The 21,163-nt window shown below is 72.1% G+C and carries 13 protein-coding genes and 1 pseudogene; 4 read left to right on the top strand and 10 right to left on the bottom strand.

The window, feature by feature from the left end; all coding sequences use genetic code 11:
* Positions 1–54: 54 nt before the first annotated feature.
* Positions 55–855, bottom strand: a complete 801-nt coding sequence (locus tag SCAB_RS40600) for a crotonase/enoyl-CoA hydratase family protein (RefSeq protein ID WP_013005875.1) — start codon at positions 853–855, stop codon at positions 55–57.
* Between the two features lie 168 nt (positions 856–1,023).
* Here SCAB_RS40600 and SCAB_RS40595 point away from each other — a divergent pair, with 168 nt between their 5' ends.
* A complete protein-coding gene (locus SCAB_RS40595) occupies positions 1,024–2,643 on the top strand; it encodes an acyl-CoA synthetase (RefSeq protein WP_037728741.1) in 1,620 nt (539 codons plus the stop codon).
* An 18-nt stretch (positions 2,644–2,661) separates the two neighbouring features.
* On the opposite strand, the gene SCAB_RS40590 is transcribed toward SCAB_RS40595, so the two are convergent.
* Positions 2,662–3,492, bottom strand: a complete 831-nt coding sequence (locus SCAB_RS40590) for an alpha/beta fold hydrolase (RefSeq protein WP_013005873.1) — start codon at positions 3,490–3,492, stop codon at positions 2,662–2,664.
* A gap of 61 nt (positions 3,493–3,553) precedes the next feature.
* Positions 3,554–5,053, bottom strand: coding sequence for an acyl-CoA synthetase (locus SCAB_RS40585; RefSeq protein WP_013005872.1), 1,500 nt, complete (start codon positions 5,051–5,053; stop codon positions 3,554–3,556).
* A gap of 249 nt (positions 5,054–5,302) precedes the next feature.
* Here SCAB_RS40585 and SCAB_RS40580 point away from each other — a divergent pair, with 249 nt between their 5' ends.
* On the top strand, positions 5,303–7,717 hold the full coding sequence (locus tag SCAB_RS40580) for a penicillin acylase family protein (RefSeq protein WP_013005871.1): 2,415 nt from the start codon (positions 5,303–5,305) through the stop codon (positions 7,715–7,717).
* Positions 7,718–7,815: 98 nt separating this feature from the next.
* On the top strand, positions 7,816–8,649 hold the full coding sequence (locus tag SCAB_RS40575; RefSeq protein WP_013005870.1) for an SAM-dependent methyltransferase: 834 nt from the start codon (positions 7,816–7,818) through the stop codon (positions 8,647–8,649).
* A 22-nt stretch (positions 8,650–8,671) separates the two neighbouring features.
* Here the strand turns inward: SCAB_RS40575 and SCAB_RS40570 are convergent, their stop codons facing one another.
* On the bottom strand, positions 8,672–10,267 hold the full coding sequence (locus tag SCAB_RS40570; protein WP_078580374.1) for an acyl-CoA synthetase: 1,596 nt from the start codon (positions 10,265–10,267) through the stop codon (positions 8,672–8,674).
* 101 nt (positions 10,268–10,368) lie between these two features.
* Positions 10,369–11,481, bottom strand: a complete 1,113-nt coding sequence (locus SCAB_RS40565) for an NAD(P)H-dependent flavin oxidoreductase (protein ID WP_013005868.1) — start codon at positions 11,479–11,481, stop codon at positions 10,369–10,371.
* Positions 11,482–11,587: 106 nt separating this feature from the next.
* Between SCAB_RS40565 and SCAB_RS40560 the strand changes: the two genes are divergently transcribed.
* The gene (locus SCAB_RS40560) at positions 11,588–13,381 is read left to right on the top strand and encodes a serine hydrolase domain-containing protein (RefSeq protein ID WP_041670177.1); all 1,794 of its coding nucleotides are present in this window, start codon (positions 11,588–11,590) and stop codon (positions 13,379–13,381) included.
* 63 nt (positions 13,382–13,444) lie between these two features.
* Here SCAB_RS40560 and SCAB_RS40555 read toward each other — a convergent pair whose 3' ends face one another.
* The 5 genes and pseudogenes from SCAB_RS40555 to SCAB_RS40540 form a co-directional block, all read right to left on the bottom strand.
* A complete protein-coding gene (locus SCAB_RS40555) occupies positions 13,445–15,070 on the bottom strand; it encodes a phytoene desaturase family protein (RefSeq protein ID WP_046773407.1) in 1,626 nt (541 codons plus the stop codon).
* 73 nt (positions 15,071–15,143) lie between these two features.
* Positions 15,144–15,922, bottom strand: a pseudogene (locus SCAB_RS45730) (oxygenase MpaB family protein).
* A gap of 250 nt (positions 15,923–16,172) precedes the next feature.
* Positions 16,173–17,603 carry a family 43 glycosylhydrolase gene (locus tag SCAB_RS40550; RefSeq protein ID WP_013005865.1) on the bottom strand — a complete coding sequence of 477 codons (1,431 nt, stop codon included), beginning with the start codon at positions 17,601–17,603 and terminating at the stop codon, positions 16,173–16,175.
* A 26-nt stretch (positions 17,604–17,629) separates the two neighbouring features.
* Complete coding sequence (locus tag SCAB_RS40545; protein WP_013005864.1) at positions 17,630–20,269, bottom strand: alpha-L-rhamnosidase; 2,640 nt, start codon at positions 20,267–20,269, stop codon at positions 17,630–17,632.
* Positions 20,266–21,162 carry a carbohydrate ABC transporter permease gene (locus SCAB_RS40540; protein ID WP_013005863.1) on the bottom strand — a complete coding sequence of 299 codons (897 nt, stop codon included), beginning with the start codon at positions 21,160–21,162 and terminating at the stop codon, positions 20,266–20,268. The genes SCAB_RS40545 and SCAB_RS40540 overlap by 4 nt, the downstream gene beginning before the upstream one ends.
* Between the last annotated feature and the right edge of the window lies 1 nt (position 21,163).

Below are 21,163 nucleotides of genomic sequence, written 5' to 3'. Positions count from 1 at the left end.
GCGACCGGCCACGACACACCCGCGGCCGGCTCACGACGTCCCGGGGCGGTACGCCTATTCCCGCCGGTAGACAGGGGCCCGCTTCTCGGCGAAGGCACGAGCCCCTTCCTTCGCATCGGCCGTGTCGAAGACCGGCCACCCCCGCTTCAACTCGGCCGCCAGCCCCTCCGCCTCGGTCATCTCGGCCGTCTCGTAGACGGACGCCTTCACGGCCTCGACGGCAAGCGGCCCGCACGCGTTGACCTGTTCGGCGATCTCCAGGGCCTTGGCCAGGGCCGTGCCCTCGGGCACCACATGTCCGATCAACCCGATCGCGGCGGCCTCCTGCGCGCTGTAGGGCCGCCCGGTGAGCAGCATCTCCAGGGCGTGCGTGCGCGGGATCTGCCGCTGGAGCCGGACCGTGGAACCGCCGATCGGGAAGAGTCCGCGCCGGACCTCGAAGAGGCCGAAGGTCGCCGACTCGCCGGCGACCCGGATGTCGGTGCCCTGGAGGATCTCGGTGCCTCCGGCGACGCAGTGCCCCTCGACGGCGGCGATCACCGGCTTGCGCGGCCGGTGGTGGCGGAGCATGGCCTTCCAGTGCAGGTCGGGGTCGGCCTTGAGCCGGTCCCGGTACTGCTGCCCCTCCATCCCCTTGCCCGCGAGGGCCTTGAGGTCCATGCCCGCGCAGAAGGCGCCGCCCGCTCCGGTGAGGACGATGGAGCGGATCTCCTCGTCCTCGTCGGCCCGGACCCACCCGTCGTACAGGCCGACGAGCATCGGCAGCGAGAGCGCGTTCTTGGCTTCGGGCCTGTTGAGCGTGAGCACCAGTGTGCCGCCTTCGCGCCGCACGGTGAGGTGTTCGGTGCCGCCCATCGGGGTTCTCCCTCCACAGGAAACGAGAACAGGTTGCAGGAGACGGGTCGGCACTTCAAGGGTTTTCTGACAGACAGTCAGATTTCTGCGCGAGGACTCTTCACAGTTGCGCCGCCCTTTGCTCTGATGACCGGCAACCCGAGGGCCAGCGAGGTCAGGAGGAGCACGGTGGAGTACAACCTTGCCGACCTGTTCGAGTCGGTGGTGGACGTGGTTCCCGGCCGGGCGGCGCTCGCGTATCTCGACATCCCCGGCACCGGCGCGGAACACCGCCTCACGTACGCCGAGTTGGACGCGGCCGCCAACCGGATCGGCCACCATCTGCTGGACAGCGGGATACGGCCCGGCGAGCACGTGGGGCTGCACCTGTACAACGGCATCGAGTACCTGCAGACCGCGCTCGGCTGCCTGAAGGCCCGGATCGTCCCCGTGAACGTCAACTACCGCTATGTGGAAGAGGAGTTGGTCTATCTCTACCGGGACGCGGACCTGGCCGGGCTGGTCTTCGACGCGGAGTTCACGGAACGGGTGGCGGGCGCGCTGCCGCGGACGGAGAAGCTGCGGCATCTGGTGCGGGTGGGGACTCCCGCGCAGGACGCGCCCGCGCTCGACGTGACCGCCTTCGCCGAGGCGGTGGCCGCCGCCTCCGACGGGCGGGGCTTCCCGGCCCGCTCGGGCGACGACCAGTTCATCATCTACACCGGTGGCACGACGGGCATGCCCAAGGGCGTGATGTGGCGTCAGGAGGACCTGTTCTTCTCGGGTCTGGGCGGCGGGGCCCCCACCGGGGAGCCGGTGAAGTCGCCCGAGGAGCTGGCCGAGCGGGTCGCGGCCGGCGGCGACGGGATCACCTTCTTCCCCACGGCCCCGCTGATGCACGGCACCTCGACGCTCACCGCGTTCATCGGGTTCAACTTCGGCCAACGGGTCGTGATCCACCGTAAGTTCGTGCCCGAGGAGGCCCTGCGGACGATCGAGAAGGAGAAGGTCACCAGTGTGTCGCTGGTCGGCGACGCCATGCTGCGCCCGCTGATCGACGCGCTGAACGGCCCGATGAAGGGCACCGACTGCTCGTCCCTGTTCAGCGTGTCGTCGTCCGGGGCCGTCATGTCGGAGACGGTCCGGCAGGAGTTCCGGGCCCTGGTGCCGAACGCGATGCTGCTGAACAACTTCGGTTCCTCGGAGTCCGGCTTCAACGGCACGGCGACCCAGGACTCGGGCGCGGGCGACGGGTTCCGTATCCGGGTCCACTCCCGTACGCGGGTCGTGGACCCGGCGACGTACGAACCCGTACCGGTCGGCGTGCCGGGGCGGGTCGCCCAGCGCGGCCATGTGCCCCTCGGCTACTACAACGACCCGCGCAAGACCGCCGAGACGTTCTTCGAGCGGGACGGCGAACGCTGGGTGCTCCTCGGCGACATGGCGACCGTCGACGAGGAGGGCGTCGTCACGGTCCTCGGCCGGGGTTCGCAGTGCATCAACACCGGTGGCGAGAAGGTGTACCCGGAGGAGGTCGAGCAGGCCCTCAAGGCGCACCCCGACGTGTACGACGCGCTGGTCGCCGGGGTGCCGGACCCCCGCTGGGGCAGTCATGTCGCCGCCGTGGTGCAGCTGCGCGAGGGCGCGGCCCGGCCGTCCCTGGAGGAGATACAGACCCACTGCCGCACCCGCCTGGCGGGCTACAAGATCCCCCGCCGGCTGGTCCTCGCGGAGACGATCCAGCGCTCCCCCAGCGGCAAGGCGGACTACCGCTGGGCCCGGTCGGTGGCGACGGCGGCCGACGGCTGAGCCGCTGCCTCATGTCCGTCAGCGGCCGTCGAGAAAGGCCGCCACCTCGCGTACGAACCACTCCGGGTCGTCGAGCCAGGGGAAGTGGCCGGCGCCGGGCTGGACCGTGAACCGTGCCTCCGGGAAGAGGGCGGCCGCACGCCGGGCCAGTTCCGGGGTCGGGCCCGTGTCGAACTCCCCCGCGAGGACGAGGACCGGCGCCGGCAGTCCGGCCCGGGTGGCGGGCGGGTCGTAGGCGCCCGCCGAGCCGTAGACGTCGGACGCCTCGTCGTTCGTCTGTTCCTCCTCGGCGGCCATGTGGGCGCGGGCGGTGTCGTCCCAGCGGCCGTAGAACAGCGGCATCATCGCGTCGTCGAAGGGGCCGCGGCCGGTCCAGGCCGCCTCGAAGGCCGCGTACGCCTCGGCGAACCACGGTTCGCCCTCGCGCAGCCGGGCGGCACGGAGGCGGTCCTCGACGGTCACCGGCAGACCCACCGCCCAGGGGGTGGCGGTGATCAGCGCCAGGCGGGAGACCCGTTCGGGGTGGCGGGCCGCGTAGAGCGTGGCCAGGTTGCCGCCGGCCGAGTGGGCGAGCAGGTCCATACGCTCCAGGCCCAGGTGGACGCGGAGTGCCTCCACGTCGTCCACCTGACGGTCGCAGCGGTAGGTCGCCGGATCGGCGGGGACGGCCGAGCCGCCGGTGCCCCGCAGGTCGAGCAGGACCAAGCGCCGGTGGGCGGTGAGGCCGCCCAGGTCGCCCAGGTAGGCGGAGGCGCGCATGGCCCCGCCGGGCAGGACGATCAGCGGCTCGCCCTCGCCAAGCTCGTGGCAGGCGAGTTCGGTTCCGTCGGGTGCGGTGAAGGTCGGCATGGTGCCGATCTTCGGGGGCGGGCCCCGTACGCCGCAACGCGGTTCACGGCGAGGCCGTGCCTCACCCCCGGGTGAAGCGGTCCCGCAGCTCCCGTTTGAGGATCTTCCCGCTCGCGTTGCGCGGGAGATCGTCCACGAAGTGGACCGTCTTGGGGGCCTTGAAGGAGGGGAGCTTCTCGCGGGCGTGCGCGAGGAGCTCGTCCTCCGTGACCTCTCCCCGGCGGACGACGACCGCCGTGACGGCCTCGATCCAGTGGTCGTCGGGCAGGCCGATCACCGCGGCCTCGGCGACCGCGTCATGGGTGTGGAGCGCGTCCTCGACCTGGCGGGAGGCGATGAGGACGCCGCCGGAGTTGATGACGTCCTTCACGCGGTCGACGACCGTGAAGTAGCCGTGGGCGTCACGCACGGCGAGGTCCCCGGAGCGGAACCAGCCGTCGCGGAACGCCTCGGCGGTCTCCTGCGGCTTCTCCCAGTAGCCCTCGCAGAGCTGTTGCGACTGGTAGACGATCTCGCCGGGGGTGCCGTCGGGCACCTCCGCGCCGTCCTCGTCGACGACCTTCGCCTCGACGAACATGACGGGTCGTCCGCAGGAGTCCATCCGCCCCTTGTGCTCGTGCGGTCCGAGGACCATCGCCAGCGGGCCGATCTCGCTCTGCCCGAAGCAGTTGTGGAAGGCCAGCTCGGGCAGCCGCTCCCGGAGCCGTTCCAGGACGGGCACCGGCATGACGGACGCCCCGTAGTACGCCTTGCGCAGGCCGCCGAGGTCACGGGTGTCGAAGTCGGGACGGTTCGCGAGGGCGATCCACACCGTGGGCGGGGCGAAGAAGCTGTCGGCGCGGCCCTCCTCCACGAGGTCGAGGATGCGGTCGCCGTCGGGTGCGTCGAGGATCGTGTTCGTGGCGCCCACCGCGAGGTACGGCACCAGGAAGACGTGCATCTGCGCGGAGTGGTAGAGCGGCAGGGAGTGCACGGGCAGGTCGCCCGCCTGGAGGTCGAGGGCGGCGATCGCGCTGAGGTACTCGTGCACCAGCGCCCGGTGCGTCATCATCGCGCCCTTGGGGAGCGCGGTGGTGCCGGAGGTGTACAGGAGCTGGACGAGGTCCTCGGCGCGGGGCTCCTCGCCGTCGTACGGCTCGGTGCGGGCGAGCAGGTCCAGGAGCGAGTCGTCCGCGTCGCGCAGGGGCAGGGAGCGGGTGCCCTCGGGGAGGTTCCCGGCGAGGCCGGGGTCGGTGAGGACGAGGGTGCTGCCGGACTGGTCGAGGAGGTAGGCGAGGTCGTCGCCGGTGAGGTGCTGGTTCACGGGGACGTGCACCAGGCCGGCCCGGGCGGCGGCCAGGAAGGCGATGAGGTAGGCGTCGGAGTTGTGGCCGTAGGCGGCGACGCGGTCGCCGGGCCGCAGTCCCGTGTCGCGCAGGGCGCGGGCCCCGCGGGAGACCGCGTCGTCCAGTTCGGCGTAGGTCCAGGACCGTCCGCCGTAGTGGACGGCGACGCGGGCGGGCATCCGCCGGGCACTGCGCCGCAGGGTCCCGTCGACCGTCACGCTGCGGCCTGCCGTCATGTTTCCCGCTCCTTCTTCCACGTTCCCGACGCCCGATCCTCGTTCCGTCCCGCGAGCGAGGTCAAGCCGCCACCCCCGGGACCGGACCCCCGGTGACGACCGGATCCGGACGCACATGGCGGGAAGTCGCTCAACTCCGCTCAGGGGACGGCGAGTCACCTTGAGCGGGGATCCCCCGCCCGTATGGACTACGCAGACACGTGTCGACATGCTCAACCATCCCTTGACACAACGATGTTGGGAGCTCGGATGCGCACCCGTCACAGACGGCTGGCGGTCTCGGCCGTCGCCCTGCTCACCGCCTCGGCCGTCCTGCCGTCGGCCGCCGCCGACGACGCCCGGTCCGAAGGGAACCGCGCGTCCCACGGCGGCCTGTCCGCCGTGATCCGCTACACCGAGTACGGCGTTCCGCACATCGTGGCGAAGGACTACGCGAACCTCGGCTTCGGCACCGGCTGGGCGCAGGCCGCCGACCAGGTGTGTGTGCTCGCCGACGGGTTCGTCACCGTGCGGGGGGAGCGCTCCCGCCACTTCGGACCCGACGCGGCACCGGACTTCTCGCTCTCCTCCGCCTCGAAGAACCTCACCAGCGACCTGTACTTCCAGGGCGTCCGGGACGCGGGCACCGTACAGAAGCTGCTGGACCGGCCCGAGCCGCTCGGACCGAGCCGCGCGGTCAAGGACCTGATGCGGGGCTGGGCGGCCGGCTACAACGCGTGGCTGAAGAAGAACCCGATCACGGACCCCGCCTGCAAGGGCGCCGCCTGGGTGCGGCCGGTCTCCACGCTCGACGTGTTCTCCCGCGCGTACGCCCTCGCCGTGCTCGGCGGCGAGGGGCGCGTGGTGGACGCGATCACCACCGCGCAGCCGCCGGCCGCCGGCGCCGCGGGCACGGCCCCCGCGCCGGACGCCAGGGCCGCGGCCCGCGCCGCGAGCGAACTGTTCGGCGCCGCGAACGCGGACATGGGATCCAACGCCGTCGCCTTCGGCGGTGACACCACGGCGAACGGCCGCGGTCTGCTGCTGGGCAACCCGCACTATCCGTGGGCCGGCGGCCGCCGGTTCTGGCAGGCGCAGCAGACGATCCCCGGCGAACTGAACGTCTCGGGAGGGTCGCTCCTCGGCTCGCCGATCACCCAGATCGGCTTCAACGCGAAGGTCGCCTGGAGCCACACGGTCGCGACCGGCACCCCCATGAACCTCCATCAGCTGACGCTGGACCCGGCCGACCCGACCACGTACCTCGTGGACGGCGAGGCGGAGCGGATGACGAAGCGGACCGTGACCGTCGGCGTGAAGGACGGCTCCCCGGTCACCCGCAGCCAGTGGTGGACCAGGTACGGTCCGGTCGTCACCTCGATCGGCTCCGACCTCGCGCTGCCGTGGACGGCCGGCACCGCGTACGCCCTGAACGACCCCAACACGGCGAACATCCGCTTCACCGACACCTCACTGGGCTTCGCCAGGGCGGGCGGCACGGCGGACGTGCTCAGGTCCCTCGCCCGGTACCAGGGCCTGCCGTGGGTGAACACGGTGGCCGCTGACTCCGCCGGGCACACCCTGTTCACCCAGTCGCAGACGCTCCCCCGGATCACCGACGACCTGGCCGCCCGCTGCTCGACGCCCCTGGGCAGGGCCACCTACCCGGCGGCGGGCCTGGCGATCCTGGACGGTTCCCGCGCCGACTGCGCGCTCGGCAGCGACGCCGACGCGGTGCAGCCGGGGATCTTCGGGCCCGCCAGGATGCCGACGCTGAAGGACGCGCCGTACGCGGAGAACTCCAACGACAGCGCGTGGCTGGCGAACGCGGACCGGCCGCTGACCGGGTACGAGCGGGTCTTCGGCAACGTCGGTACGCAGCGCTCGATGCGGACGCGCGGCGCGGTCGAGGACGTGGCGGCGATGGCCGACCGGGGCGATCTGACCGTGCGGGACCTGCAGCGGCAGCAGTTCGCGAACCGGGTGCCCGCCGCCGACCTCGCGGTGGAGGACGTCGCGCGGGCGTGTGCCGCGCTGCCGGGCGGCACGGCGACGGCCGGTGACGGCACGGTCGTCGACGTCTCCGAGGCGTGCGGTGTGTTCCGGACCTGGGACCGGACCGCGGACAGCGACAGCGCCGGTGCGCTGCTCTTCGACCGGTTCTGGCGGCGGCTGAACTCGGTGGTGCCGCGTGCGCAGTTCTGGAAGGTTCCCTTCTCGGCGGCCGATCCGGTCGGCACCCCGAACACGCTCAACACGGACGCGCCCGGCTTCGCCACGGCCCTCGCCGACACGGTCCGCGATCTGCGGGCGGCGGACGTGGCCCTGGACGCGAAGCTCGGCGACCACCAGTTCGTCGTACGCGGCGGCCGGCGGATCCCGGTGTCGGGCGGCACCGAGTCGCTGGGCGTGTGGAACAAGATCGAGTCGCCGTGGGACCCCGCCCGGGGCGTCTACGCGGAGGTCTCGTCGGGTTCCAGCCACATCCAGGCGGTCGGCTGGGACGGCGGCCGCTGCCCGGTGGCCCGCACGCTGCTGACGTACTCGCAGTCCTCCGACCCGAATTCGCCCCACCACCTGGACCAGACGCGGCTGTTCTCCGCGGAGAAGTGGGTGACGTCCCGCTTCTGCGAGAAGGACATCCTGTCCTCGCCGAAGCTGAAGGTGGTCCGTGTGAGCCAATGAGCCGAGGGATGTGGTGCCGCCCCCTGTCGGGGCGGCACCATTCCTGTGTCAGCACCATGCCATTGGCATATCACCGCTCTTATCGAGGAGGCCGCCCGATGGCGCAGGACTCGTTACGTCCCGAGACGGATGCGATCGCCATGATCGACACGACGGTGCCGCACTCGGCCCGTATCTGGAACTACTGGCTGGGCGGCAAGGACAACTATCCCGTCGACCACGCTGCGGGCGACGCCTTCCGCGCGGTGTTCCCCGGCATCACCGACCTGGCCCGCGACTCCCGGGCCTTCCTCCGCCGCACGGTCACCCATCTCACCGCCGAGGCGGGCATCCGGCAGTTCCTGGACATCGGCACCGGTCTGCCGACCGCCGACAACACGCACGAGATCGCCCAGCGGGTGGCGCCGGAGGCACGGATCGTCTACGTGGACAACGACCCGCTGGTCCTGACCCACGCGCGGGCGCTGCTCACCAGCACACCGGAGGGGGTGACCGACTACATCGACTCCGATCTGCGCGACCCGCACACCGTGCTGCGGGAGGCGGCCAGGACCCTGGATCTCTCACAGCCGGTCGGACTGACGATGATGCAGGTCAGCGGGCACATCGTCGACTACGACGAGGCACGCTCCGTCGTCGGCGCCCTGATGGCCGCCCTGCCGCCGGGCAGTCACCTCGCCTTCAACGACAGCGTGGACACCCACGAGGCCAACGCCGAGGCCACCCGCCGCTACAACGAGAGCGGCGCGGCCCCCTACCGTCTGCGCAGCCCCGCCGAACTCGCCGGGTTCTTCGAGGGTCTGGAGCTGCTGGCCCCGGGCGTGGTGCCGCTCAACGACTGGCGGCCGGACGCGGCGGAGGCCGGCGGAACCGGCGGAACCGGCGGATCCGGCGAGGTGATCGCGGTGGGCGGGGTCGCGCGCAAGCCGTGAGCGCCGTGTGCGGCCCAGGCCCTCAGACGGCCTTCTGCCGCCCCTCCCAGTACGGCTCGCGCAGCCGCCGTTTGTAGAGCTTGCCGTTGGGGTCGCGGGGCATCGCCTCGGTGAAGTCGACGCTCTTCGGGCGCTTGTACCCGGCGAGTCGACGGGTGCAGTGGGCGAGGATCTCCTCGGCGAGCGCCTGCCCCGCCGTGAATCCGGGGGCGGGCTCGACCACGGCCTTGACCTCCTCGCCCCAGTCGTCGTGCGGGATGCCGAAGGCGGCGGCGTCGGCGACCGCGGGATGGGTGAGCAGGGCGGCCTCGATCTCGGCGGGGTAGATGTTGACGCCGCCGGAGATGATGAGGTCGATCTTGCGGTCGCGGAGGAAGAGGTAGCCGTCCTCGTCGAGGAGGCCGAGGTCGCCGACGGTGAAGAAGTCCCCGATGCGGTTCTTGCGGGTCTTGCCCTCGTCCTTGTGGTACGAGAAGCCGCCGGTGCTCATCTTCATGTACACGGTGCCGAGTTCACCCGGCGGCAGCCGGTTGCCGTCGTCGTCGAAGACGGCGAGTTCGCTGATGGGCCAGGCCTTGCCGACCGTGCCGGGCTTCTTCAGCCAGTCCTCGGCGGTGGCGAAGGCGCCACCGCCCTCGCTGGCCGCGTAGTACTCCTCCACACAGGCGCCCCACCACTCGATCATGGCCCGCTTCACATGGTCCGGGCAGGGCGCGGCCCCGTGGATGGCGTGCCGCATGGACGACACGTCGTAGCGGGCGCGCACCTCCTCGGGCAGGGCGAGGAGCCGGTGGAACTGGGTGGGCACCATGTGGGTGTGCGTACAGCGGTGGGCGTCGATGACGCGGAGCATCTCCTCGGGCGCCCACCGGTCCATCAGCACCAGCCGGTGCCCGATGTGCAGGGACGCGCCGGCGAACTGCAGGACGGCCGTGTGGTAGAGCGGCGAGCAGACCAGATGGACGTTGTCGTCGAACGGCCTGATGCCGAAGATGCCGAGGAAGCCGCCGAGGTAGGACTCCTCGGGGAGCTTGCCGGGCAGCGGTCGGCGGATGCCGCGCGGGCGGCCGGTGGTGCCGGAGGTGTAGTTCATGACCCAGCCGAGCGTGCGGTCGCCGGGCGCCGACTCGGGCTGTCCGTCCAGGAGTTCGGCGTACGGGCGGAAGCCCTCGGCCGGGCCGACGGCGTACCGGTGGCTCGCGGGGAGCTCGGCCCCGTCGGCGGCGTCGCGGGCGGCCTCGGCGAAACGCTCGTGCGCGATGAGCACCTTGGCGCCCGAGTCGGACACGATCCAGGCGATCTCGGGGCCCACCAGGTGGTGGTTGACGGGGACCAGGTAGAAGCCGGCCTGGGTGGCGGCGAGGTAGGCGGCGAGGAACTCGACGCCGTTGGGCAGGACGACCGCGAAGGCGTCGCCGCGCTCCAGTCCGGCCGCCCGCAGTCCGTGCACGAGGCGGTTGGTCTCGGCGTGCAGGCGCCCGGCGGTCCACTCCTCCCCGTCGGGCGCGACCAGCACCGCACGGTCGGGGTCGGCGGCGGCCTGCGCCCAGAAGCCCTGGGGCGGCTGGGCCTGAGGGGCTCCGTCGCGGGCGGCCGCCGACTGCGGGGCGCGGCCCAGGGGCCCACGGTCTCCGGACGGCCGGTCCTCCGTGGGTCGGTCCTCGGACGGTCGGTCCTGAGAGGCTCGGTCCTCGGACGGTCGGTCCTGAGAGGCTCGGTTCACTGTCCCCCGCTCCTTCCGGCGATCCGGTTGATGTGGTCCACGGCCCGCTCGAAGCCCCGGGTGAGGTCGTCGAAGACCGCCTGGACGCTGCGTTCGCTGTTCATACGGCCGACGATCTGCCCGACGGGCGTGCCGAGCAGCGGCTCCACCTCGTACTTCTGGATGCGGGAGACCGCCTCGGCGACGAGCAGCCCCTGGAGGGGCATGGGGAGGGTGCCGGGTCCGGCGGGGTCGTCCCAGGCGTCGGTCCATTCGGTGCGCAGCTGACGCGCGGGTTTGCCGGTGAGGGAGCGGGAGCGGACGGTGTCGCCGGAGCCGGCGGCGAGCAGTTTCTCGATCAGCCGGGGCGAGGGCAGTTCGGCCTCGGTGGTGGTCAGCCACAGCGAGCCGAGCCAGACGCCCTGGGCGCCGAGCGCGAGGGCGGCGGCCACCTGCTGTCCGCTGCCGATGCCGCCGGCGGCGAGGACGGGCAACGGGGCCACGGCGTCGACCACTTCGGGGGTGAGGACCAGGGAGCCGATCTCACCGGTGTGGCCGCCCGCCTCATAGCCCTGGGCCACGACGATGTCGATGCCCGCCTCGGCGTGCTTGCGGGCGTGGCGGGCGCTGCCGGCGAGCGCGGCGACGAGGACGCCCCGCTCGTGGGCGCGGTCGATGACATCGGCGGGCGGTGAGCCGAGGGCGTTGGCCAGCAGCTTGATCGGGTAGTCGAAGGCGACGTCGAGCTGGCTGCGGGCGACCTGCTCCATCCAGCCGGTGATGCGCCAGCCCGACGCCTCGCCCTCGGCCAGCTCCGGCACGCCGTACTTGGCGAGGGTGTCCTGGACGAACTGCCGGTGCGAGGCGGGGATCATGGCCTCGACGTCGGCCTCCGTCACCCCCTCGACCTTCTTGGCCGGCATGACGACGTCCAGGCCGTACGGCATGCCGTCGACGTGGGCCTCGATCCAGTCGAGGTCGCGCTTGAGTTCGTCGGGGGCCGTGTAGCGGACCGCGCCCAGCACCCCGAGGCCGCCGGCCCGGCTGATGGCCGCCGCGACCGCGGGGAACGGCGTGAAGCCGAAGACGGCGTACTGGACCCCGAGTGTGTTGCTCAGCTCCGTCTGCATGGTGCGCAGGATGCCGCAGTCCTCCGGACGAGGGAAGAGTTTTTCTGATGCACCGTCAGATTTCGCGCTCTCGCGCCGTCGAGAGGCGGGTGCTTGACTGGGTGTCATGAGTGAAGGCGTGGGGAGCGCGGGGTCCGGGTGGAGCCGGCGGCAGCTCGGTCGGCGGGTGCTGGCGGTCGGTGGCGGGTTCGCCGCACTGCCCTTTCCGGCCGCGCCGGCCGTCGCCGCCTCCCCCGGAGAGGGCCGTCCGCCCCTGCGGCACGGTTCGCCCGCGCGGGCCGGGCTGCTGCCCGAACATCTGGAGCGGCTCGTCACCGATGCCGAGTCGTTCCTCGGCCCGTCGCCCCGGCACCCCTGGTACGCGGGTGCGGTCCTGCTCGCCGGACGGGGAGACACCGTCGCGCTGCACCGGGCGATCGGGACGGCGGTGCGGTACTCGGCGTACGACGAGAAGACCGACACCGGGGTGGAGTTCCCGGCGGAGCAGCAGATTCCGATGGCCCGGGACACCGTCTTCGACCTCGCCTCCGTGTCGAAGCTGTTCACCTCGATCCTCGCGGTGCAGCAGATCGAACGGGGCGCGCTGGAGCTGGAGGGGAAGGTCTGCTCGTACCTACCCGAGTTCGGGGCCGCGGGCAAACAGGACATCACCCTGCGCCAGCTGCTCACGCACACCTCCGGGTTCCGCTCCTGGCTCCCGCTCTACAAGGAGCCGACGTACGAGGGAATGCTCCGGCTCGTGTGGAACGAGGCGCCGCTGAACCCGCCAGGCTCGACGTATCTGTACTCGGACCTGAACCTGATCTCGCTGCAGCTCGTCCTGGAGAGGATCACCGGTCACGGTCTGGATCAGCTGCTCCACGACGAGATCACCGCTCCGCTCGGGATGGACCGTACGCGCTTCAACCCGCCGGCCTCCTGGCGGCCGCGCATCGCGGCGACCGAGGACGCCCGTCTCCCCTGGTCGGGTCTGGACCGGGGGCTGGTGTGGGGAGAGGTGCACGACGAGAACGCGTTCGGCCTCGGCGGGGTCGCGGGCCACGCCGGTGTCTTCTCCTGCGCCTGGGACCTGGCCGTCCTCTGCCGCACGCTGCTCGACGGAGGCGTGTACGGCACGACCCGCATCCTGGCCCCCGAGTCGGTGGAGCTGATGTTCACCGACTTCAACACCTCGTTCCCCGGCGACGAGCACGGGCTGGGCTTCGAGCTCTACCAGCACTGGTACATGGGCGCGATGGCCACCCCGCGCACGGCGGGCCACACCGGCTTCACCGGCACCTCGCTCGTCCTGGACCCGAGCACCGACTCCTTCCTCGTGGTGCTCGGCAACTCCGTCCATCCGGTGCGCGGCTGGCGGTCCGGATCCGCGCCCCGGGTGGCCGCGGCGAACCACCTCGCCCGGGCCGTCCCCGTACGCCCGGCCCGGGGCCGCACGTCCTGGTTCTCCGGGATGGCGTCCGGCACCACGGCGACGCTCGCGCTCCCGCCGCTCGACACCGCCGCGGCCGGCGCACGGCGGCCCCGCCTGCGCTGCGCCCTGTGGTGGGACACCGAGCCACAGGCGGGCGCCCTCGTCCTGGAGACCTCCGCCGACGGCGGCGGGACCTGGCGGCCGGCGCCCTTCACGACCGTACGGGGCGCAGGCGCCCCCCAGGAGCATCCTTCCGGGTCGGTGACGGGGTGGTCGGGCCGGGCCTGGCACCGGGTCACCGCGGAGCTGCCGGAGGCCGAGGCGCTCACCGTGCGCTGGCGGTACACGACCGACCGGAGTTACGTCGGCCGCGGGGTGTACGTCGACGGGCTGCGGGTGACGGCGGGAGGCCGGGCCCTGTTCGACGAGTCGCGGGCGGCGGACGCGGGACGGATCGCCACGGCGGGATGGACGGCGGCAGCCGACTGAACGGCGTTCGGCGACGGCCCTGCTGGTCGCGGCGACTCAGCAGGGCGCTGCCCCCGTGGGCGGTCACGGGCCGTCCGCCCCGGACTCCTCCAGGACCGCCATGGCCGCGTTGTGGCCGGGGACCCCGCTCACCCCGCCGCCCCGCACGGCACCCGCCCCGCACAGCAGGACGTTGGCGTGGCGGGTCTCGACGCCCCAACGGCCGGTGCCCTCCTGGGTGTGGGGCCAGGCGAGGTCGCGGTGGAAGATGTTGCCGCCGGGGAGGCCCAGGTCGCGTTCGAGGTCGAGCGGGGTGCGGGCCTCGATGCAGGGGCGGCCGTCGGCGTCGGTCGCCAGGCAGTCGGCGAGGGGTTCGGCGAGATGGGCGTCCAGCTGGGCGAGCGTGGCCTTGAGGAGGTCCTCGCGTACGGCGTCGTTGTCGGCCGCGAACAGGCGCGCGGGCGTGTGCAGGCCGAACAGGGTGAGCGTCTGGTAGCCCTGGTCGGCCAGGTCCGGGCCGAGGATGCTCGGGTCGGTCAGGGAGTGGCAGTAGATCTCGGAGGGCGGGGCCTCGGGGAGTCTGCCGGAGGCGGCCTGGGCGTGGGCGGTGGCCAGTTGCTCGTAGCCCTCGGCGATGTGGAAGGTGCCGGAGAACGCCTCGCGCGGGTCGACGGACCGGTCGCGCAGGGCCGGCAGCCGCGTGAGCAGCATGTTCACCTTCAGCTGGGCGCCCTCGGCGGGGGCGGGCGGTGCGTCGCCGGTCAGCGCGGCCAGTTCCTGGGGCGAGGCGTTCACCAGGACGTGCCGGGCGGCGACGGTGCCTTCCGTGTCGGCGGTCCGGTACGTGATCTCGGCGGACCGTCCGTCCGTCACGATCCGGCGCGCCTCGTGGCCGGTGGCGATCACGGCGCCCGCCGCGCGCGCGGCCGTGGCCAGCGCGTCCGTGAGCGCGCCCATGCCGCCGACGGGCACGTCCCAGGCGCCCGTACCGCCGCCGATCACGTGGTAGAGGAAGCAGCGGTTCTGCCGGAGGGAGGGGTCGTGGGCGTCCGCGAAGGTGCCGATGAGCGCGTCGGTGAGGACGACACCGCGCACGAGGTCGTCGGCGAACCGCGCTTCGACGGCCCTGCCGATCGGCTCCTCGAACAGGACCTGCCACGCCTCCTCGTCGTCGATCCGCGCGCGCAGGCCGTCGCGGGTGGGCAGGGGCTCGGTGAGCGTCGGGAACACCCGTTCGGCGACATGGCCGGTCATCGCGTAGAACCGCCGCCATGCCTCGTACTCGCGGCCGGAGCCCGTCAGCCGCGCGAACGCCTCGCGGGTGCGGCGCTCTCCGCCGCCGACCAGGAGGCCGGTGGAGTGACCGTCGCGTTCGACGGGGGTGTACGACGAGATCGTGCGGCCACGGACGCGGAAGTCGAGGTCCAGGTCCCGCACGATCTTCCGGGGCAGCAGGCTGACCAGGTAGGAGTACCGCGACAGCCGGGCGTCCACCCCCGCGAAGGGCCGGGTGGACACGGCGGCGCCGCCGGTGTGGTCCAGTCGCTCCAGCACGAGCACGGAACGCCCGGCACGGGCCAGGTAGGCGGCGGCGACCAGGCCGTTGTGGCCGCCTCCGACGATCACCGCGTCGTACGCGTCGTGCGGCCGGGGTCCGGCGGGGCGGTCGGGGTGCGCGGGACGGTCGGGGTGTGCGGGGGTGGCAGCCATGGCTCTTGGTAACACGCGATGATCGGGATCGGCCAGAGGGGCGGGCCGGACGGACGCCGTCCCGTACGACGGCCTACCTCCCGGCTCTGTGCGGTGCCGGACGGGAGCCGGGGCCGAGCCGTGCCATGGCGCGGAGGATGTGCTGGGGCGGGAGCTGCCAGCGCAGACGGGCGGGGACGCGGCGCAGCAGGGTGGCGGTGCGGCGCAGGCGGCGGGTGACCACGGCCGGGGCGGGGGCCTCCCTGCCGTACAGCTGATGGGCGTACGGCGGCAGGGAGGCGTACGCGAGGTTCGCCACGCGCCGCCACAGCGCCTCGCGTGCCGGGACGAGCAGCGGGTGCGTGGGGGCCGAAGCAGGAAGTCGTCGACGGCCCGCGCCTCGGGTCCGGCCGCCAGTTCGGGGCGCACGGCCTCGAAGTAGGCCGCCAGCTCCGCCCGGTCCCCGGGTACGGCCTCGGGGTCGAGGCCCACCAGACGGGCGCTGACACGGTGTTCGCCGACGTAACGGTCGGCGGCCGCCTCGGTGAGGGGGTAGCCGGAGCGGCGCAGGATGTGGAGGTAGGAGTCGATCTCGGCGCAGTGCACCCACAGCAGCAGGCCGGGTTCGTCGACGGCGTACCGCTCCCCCGTGTCCGGGTCGGTCGCCGTGAGCAGGCGGTGGATCTTCCGGACGCGGGCACCGGCCTGTTCGGCGGCCTCGGAGGTCCCGTACGTCGTCGTACCGACGAAGCTCGCCGTGCGCATCAGGCGGCCCCAGGCGTCCTTGCGGAAGTCGGAGTTCTGCATGACACCGCGCACCGCGCGCGGGTGCAGGGCCTGGAGGTAGAGCGCGCGGATCCCGGCGATCCACATGACGGGGTCGCCGTGGGCCTGCCAGGTCACGGAGGCGGGCCCGAACAGGCCGGGGTCGGGCGCGGGAAGGTGAGGGGCGTCCACGTCGTCAGTGTGACGGGGCTCGCCGGTCGGCACCAGGCCACCTGCACGACCTGCGCGGAGGCCGCGTGCCGGTGACGCTCGCGCAGTGGCGGCATGCGCCCGGACACCGCCGGGCGTCAGGAGAAGGTGCTCCTCACGCCCGGCGGCACAGGGCGTCGTTCAGGTGTCAGACGACCATCCACTGCTGGTTGGCACCGGCGTTGCAGGTGGACTGTTCCAGGGCCGCGCCATTGGCGGTGGACGCTCCGGCGACTTGCAGGCACTTGCCGCTGTTGACGTTGGTGTAGGTGACGTAGCCGCCGATCACGGCGGTCTTCCTCCACAGCTGGTGCGAGGCTCCGGTGCAGGTCGACTGCACGGCCGCGGCGCCGTTGGCGGTGGCGGCGCCGGCGATCTGCAGGCACTTGCCGCTGTTGACGTTGACGAGCCGATAGTCGGAGCCGACGGCGGTGGAGACCCACTGCTGGTTGGTGCCGGAGTTGCAGTTCCCCGAGTTCACCGATGCCTCGTCGGCCGTGCTCGCGAACCAGACGTCGGCGCATTTGTCGGCGTTGCGGTTGAGGAGGTGGTTGTTCGCGGCCCCGAGCGGGCCCGCGAGGACGGGCCAGCCGTTCGCGAAGGTCACCTGACGGATGTCGAGCGTCTCCCGTCCGGCGTTGTCGGCGTCGTAGTAGTGGTAGGCGAGGAACTTGGAGACACCGTCGTCGTAGGCGTCCGCGCCGCCGGCCGCCACCCTGGGGCGGGCGCCGGTGAGGACGGTGGTGCCGCCGTTCGAGAGCATGTTGACGCCGCTCTGGTCGAGGTAGGGGCCGGTGATGCTGGTGGACCGCCCGACCACCGTGTAGTAGTTGCTGTTGGTTCCGCTGCAGCACAGCCCCTTGGAGCCGAAGAGGTAGTAGTAGCCGCCGTTGAGGATGATCGTGGGGTTCTCGATGCCGACGGCGAGGTGCCAGAGGTTGTTGTCGGTGGTCGACAGTTTGCCGGTGGCCTCGTCGAGGACGTGCATGTAGGTGCCGGGGCCGGTGAACGAGCCCCAGGTGATGTACAGCCGGCCGTCGGGTCCCCAGTCGACGTTGGGGTCGATCGGGTAGTTGACGTCCGTGACCATGCCCTGGTCGGTCCAGGGGCCCTCGATGTCGGTGGCGGTGGCCAGACCCATCACCGCGTAGGCGGAGCCCCAGAGTGAACCGGCGTAGTACAGGTGGTACTTGCCGTTGAAGTACTTGACGTCGGGGGCCCAGATGTTCGGCGGGGTCGAGCCGAGCTTGGCGGTGATCCAGGACGGCGTCGACGACCAGACGTTGCCGACCTTCGTCCACCCGGACGCCGCGGTGCCGGCGCACGTCTTGCGCACGGTGATGGATCCGCTGGGATTGAGCGGGTCGTTCTCGAAGCCGGTGGAGAAGCCGTAGTAGCAGCTGCCCACCTTGATGAGGCTGGGGTCGTGCATGCGCAGGTCACCGCTGAGTGCCTGCGCGGGTCCGGCGGTGACCAGGCCCAGGAGGGTGAGCAGTGCAACCAGGATCGAGGCGAGGGCGGGACGTCGGGCCCTGCCGCGTATGCCGGGGCGGGGCGGGGCGGTGTCATGTCTGGTCACGCGAGACTCCTTCGTGTCGCTGTGGCTCAGTGGGTCGGTTCGGGGCAGGAGGCGAGGTGGTGCCGGCGCGTGCTCGTGGTCCCGGTCGGCAGGAAGGTCACGCCTCCGTCGGGCCACTCGATGCGTCCGGTCGTGCCGGTGGGCACCGTCGTCTCCACGGTGAGCTCCGTCCGTCCGAGCTCCCATCGGATCGCCACGCGCCCGTACGGCGACTCGTGGGCGGCACTCGCCCAGCTGATGCCGCCACCCGGACGGGGGCGGAAGACGACCTCCCGGTAACCGGGCGCGCCCGCCTCGAGTCCGGCGACGGTGGTGTGCAGCCACTGGGCGACGGCGCCGAGGGCGTAGTGGTTGAACGACGTCATCTCGCCCGGATTGACGGTGCCGTCGGGCAGCATGCTGTCCCAGCGTTCCCAGACGGTCGTGGCGTCGTGCTTGAGCGCGTAGAGCCATGAGGGGCACTCCTGCTGGAGGAGCAGGGCGTAGGCGCTGTCGTCGTGGCCGGTGGCGCTCAGGGCGGGTGCCACCAGCGGGGTGCCGATGAAACCGGTCCGGATGGTGTGCCCGCCCGCCGCGACCAGGTCGGCCAGCCGCCGCCCGGCCGCGGCCCGGGCCGCCGCGTCGGGGAGGAGGTCGAACTGGAGGGCGACGGCGTAGGCGGTCTGGGTGTCGCTGGTCATCAGGCCGCCGGGTCCGGCGTACTCGGCGACGAAGGCCTGCCGGACCCGATCCGCGCGTAGCTGGTAACGGCGGCGTTCGTCCTCACGCCCCAGGACACCGGCGGTCCAGGCCACATGCCGGAGGGACCAGGCGTAGTACGCCGTGGCGATGAGGTGACGGTCGGTGCGTCCCGCTCCCGGGTCCTCGGGGGGTGCGAACGGGTCGAGCCAGTCGCCGAGTTGGTACCCGCGGTTCCACAGGCCCGACTCGTCGGCGAGCTCGGTGACGAGGTCGACCCAGCGCCGTGCGCCGGCGTACTGCGCGGCGAGGAGTCCGGTGTCGCCGGAGGCCCGGTACAGGTCCCACGGGGTCAGTGCCACGACGTCGCCCCAGCCGGCGCCCGGGCGGGCCGGGGTCCACTGTTCACCGCCGGGGATCTCGGGGACGTACCAGGGCACGGTCCCGTCGGCGTGCTGTTCCACGGCGACGTCACGCAACCAGGAGGCGAGCATGCCGTGGCAGTCGTACAGGAAGGCGGCGGTGGGGGCGAAGATCTGGATGTCGCCGGTCCAGCCGAGCCGTTCGTCGCGCTGCGGGCAGTCGGTGGGCAGGTCGACGAAGTTGCCGCGCAGGCTCCACACCACGTTCCGGTGCAGGCGGTTGACCTGCTCGTTGGAGCACTCGAACCAGCCGGTCCTCGCCATGTCGGTGTGGTGGACGCGGGCGGTGATGTCGCGGTGGGGGTCGCCGCCCCGCCAGCCGGTGATCTCGGCGTAGCGGAAGCCGTGGATCGTGAAGCGGGGCTCCCAGGTCTCGGGGCCGTCGCCGCGCAGGGTGTAGCGGTCCGTGGACGTGGCGCCGCGCAGGGGGCGTACGCACAGTTCGCCGTCCTGGAGCACCTCGGCGTGGCGGATGACGATCGTGTGCCCGGCCGGGCCGGAGACCGTGATGCGGATCCTGCCGACGAGGTTCTGCCCGAAGTCCACCAGCAGCCGGTCGCCGTCCAGCGCGGTCACCAGTACCGGGTGGATCTCCTCGGTGCAGCGCACGGGTGGGCCGGTGGGCGCGACCAGTGTCGCCGGGTCCCTGGTGACGACGTCCACCGGTGACCAGTCGCCGTCGTCGAATCCGGGGCTGGACCAGCCGGGCAGTTCCTCCCGGGCGTCGTACGTCTCGCCGTCCAGCAGGCCCGAGGCGAGGATCGGGCCCTGGCCGGCCCGCCAGGAGGGGTCGGTGCCGATGACGGTGACGGTGCCGTCCCGGTGGACAATCTCCAGCTGGGCGAGGAGCGCGACCCGGTTGCCGTAGAGGTCGGCATGGCCGCCGCCGAAGCCGAGGCGGCCGCGGTACCAGCCGTCGGCCAGCCAGGCGCCGATGGCGTTGTCGCCGACGCGCAGGTGCTCGGTGACGTCGTGGGTCTGGTAGCGCAGCCGGTGGTGATAGCTGGTCCAGCCGGGGGCGAGCGTGTGGTCGCCGACGCGGCGGCCGTTGATCTCGATCTCGTACAGGCCGTGGGCGGTGACGTACAGCCGGGCGCGTTCCACCTCCGCGCCGAGGGCGAACTCCCTGCGCAGCAACGGCGGGCGGCGACCGGCGACCGGCCTCTCCGAATCGTGCGGCTCGTGCGGCTCGTGCGGTGAGATCGCGCGGGCCGTCCAGTTCGTCGGCTCCAGCAGGCCCGTCTCGATCTGCAACGGCGGGCTCCAGTCGCTGGTCACCCTGTCGGCCCCGCGGACCCGTAGCCGGACCTCGCAACGTGCGCGTGACGACAGCAGCGGCAGCGGCCAGGGGACGAGCACGGAGTCCTGGGAAGTCACCCAGTCCGTGCGGCCCGTGCGGTGCGTCCCGTCGGCGCCGATGACCTCGATCTGGTAGGCCCGCTGGGTCCAGCCGACGGGTGCGGTGGTCTTCCAGGAGAGCCGGGGAGAGGACTCGCCGATGCCGAAGGGCTCCCGGTGGTGCTCCACCGTCGGGGCGGCCACCGTGGGTATGCGCTCGGGGGTCATCCCTTCACCGCCCCGGCGGTCAAACCCTTGATGATGCGCTGGTTGATGAGCAGGTAGAGCACCAGCGCGCCCACGACGTTGATGCTGATCGCGGCGAACAGCGGGCCGTAGGACGTCTCGCCGTACTGGCCGGTGAAGTTGAGCAGTCCCACCTGAATGGTGCGCAGGTCGTCGTCGGTGGTGAAGGTCAGCGAGATGAGCAGGTCGTTCCAGATGAAGAAGAACTGCACCAGCGCGACCGTGAAGACGGCGTTGCGGACGACGGGGAACCCGATCCGCCAGAAGGCCGTGAGCATGGAAGCCCCGTCGAGGGTGGCGGCCTCGAACATCTCGCGCGGGACCGCCCGGAAGTAGGTGGCCATCATGAAGACGGTGAGCGGGAGGCCGACCGCGGTGTAGGTGATGATCAGCGGCCACATCGTGCCGGACAGCCCGGACTGGAAGTACACCCGGAACAGGGGCAGCAGGATCATCTGGCTCGGCACCATGATGCCCAGCAGGAAGACCAGGAGGACCTGATGGCGTCCGCGCCAGATCATGACCTCCAGGGCGAATCCCGCAGCGGTGCCGAGCACGATGATGAGCGCGAGCGAGGGAACCGTGGCCAGGAGGCTGTTGCGGACGTAGAGGGCGACGTGCCCGGTCGTCCACGCCTCGGCGTAGTTGTGGAGGTCCCACGTGCCGGGCAGCGACCAGGCGGGGTCGTTGACGAACTCGGACTGGGTCTTGAAGGAGCTGAGCAGCAGCCACACCAGCGGCGTCAGCTCGACGATCACCAGCAGGGCGACGAGCAGGTTGCGGATCAGGCGCCGGGCGTAGGCGCGCTTGCGGACGGTGGCGGGCCGTGAGGTGGGCAGGGGTTTCCGCGGCGGGGCCGTCAGGGTCTCGGTCATG

Source organism: Streptomyces scabiei 87.22 (assembly GCF_000091305.1).
Taxonomy (GTDB): domain Bacteria; phylum Actinomycetota; class Actinomycetes; order Streptomycetales; family Streptomycetaceae; genus Streptomyces; species Streptomyces scabiei.
Note: the sequence above shows the minus strand (reverse complement) of the source record. Positions and strands in the feature narration are given on the sequence as shown.

Excerpts from the sequence above, each read along its gene's own strand:
- SCAB_RS40540 (WP_013005863.1), bottom strand. The coding sequence starts at position 21,162 with ATGACCGAGACCCTGACGGCCCCGCCGCGGAAACCCCTGCCCACCTCA.
- SCAB_RS40590 (WP_013005873.1), bottom strand. The coding sequence starts at position 3,492 with ATGCCGACCTTCACCGCACCCGACGGAACCGAACTCGCCTGCCACGAG.
- SCAB_RS40575 (WP_013005870.1), top strand. The coding sequence starts at position 7,816 with ATGGCGCAGGACTCGTTACGTCCCGAGACGGATGCGATCGCCATGATC.
- SCAB_RS40565 (WP_013005868.1), bottom strand. The coding sequence starts at position 11,481 with ATGCAGACGGAGCTGAGCAACACACTCGGGGTCCAGTACGCCGTCTTC.
- SCAB_RS40580 (WP_013005871.1), top strand. The coding sequence starts at position 5,303 with ATGCGCACCCGTCACAGACGGCTGGCGGTCTCGGCCGTCGCCCTGCTC.
- SCAB_RS40600 (WP_013005875.1), bottom strand. The coding sequence starts at position 855 with ATGGGCGGCACCGAACACCTCACCGTGCGGCGCGAAGGCGGCACACTG.
- SCAB_RS40545 (WP_013005864.1), bottom strand. The coding sequence starts at position 20,269 with ATGACCCCCGAGCGCATACCCACGGTGGCCGCCCCGACGGTGGAGCAC.
- SCAB_RS40585 (WP_013005872.1), bottom strand. The coding sequence starts at position 5,053 with ATGACGGCAGGCCGCAGCGTGACGGTCGACGGGACCCTGCGGCGCAGT.
- SCAB_RS40560 (WP_041670177.1), top strand. The coding sequence starts at position 11,588 with ATGAGTGAAGGCGTGGGGAGCGCGGGGTCCGGGTGGAGCCGGCGGCAG.
- SCAB_RS40555 (WP_046773407.1), bottom strand. The coding sequence starts at position 15,070 with ATGGCTGCCACCCCCGCACACCCCGACCGTCCCGCGCACCCCGACCGC.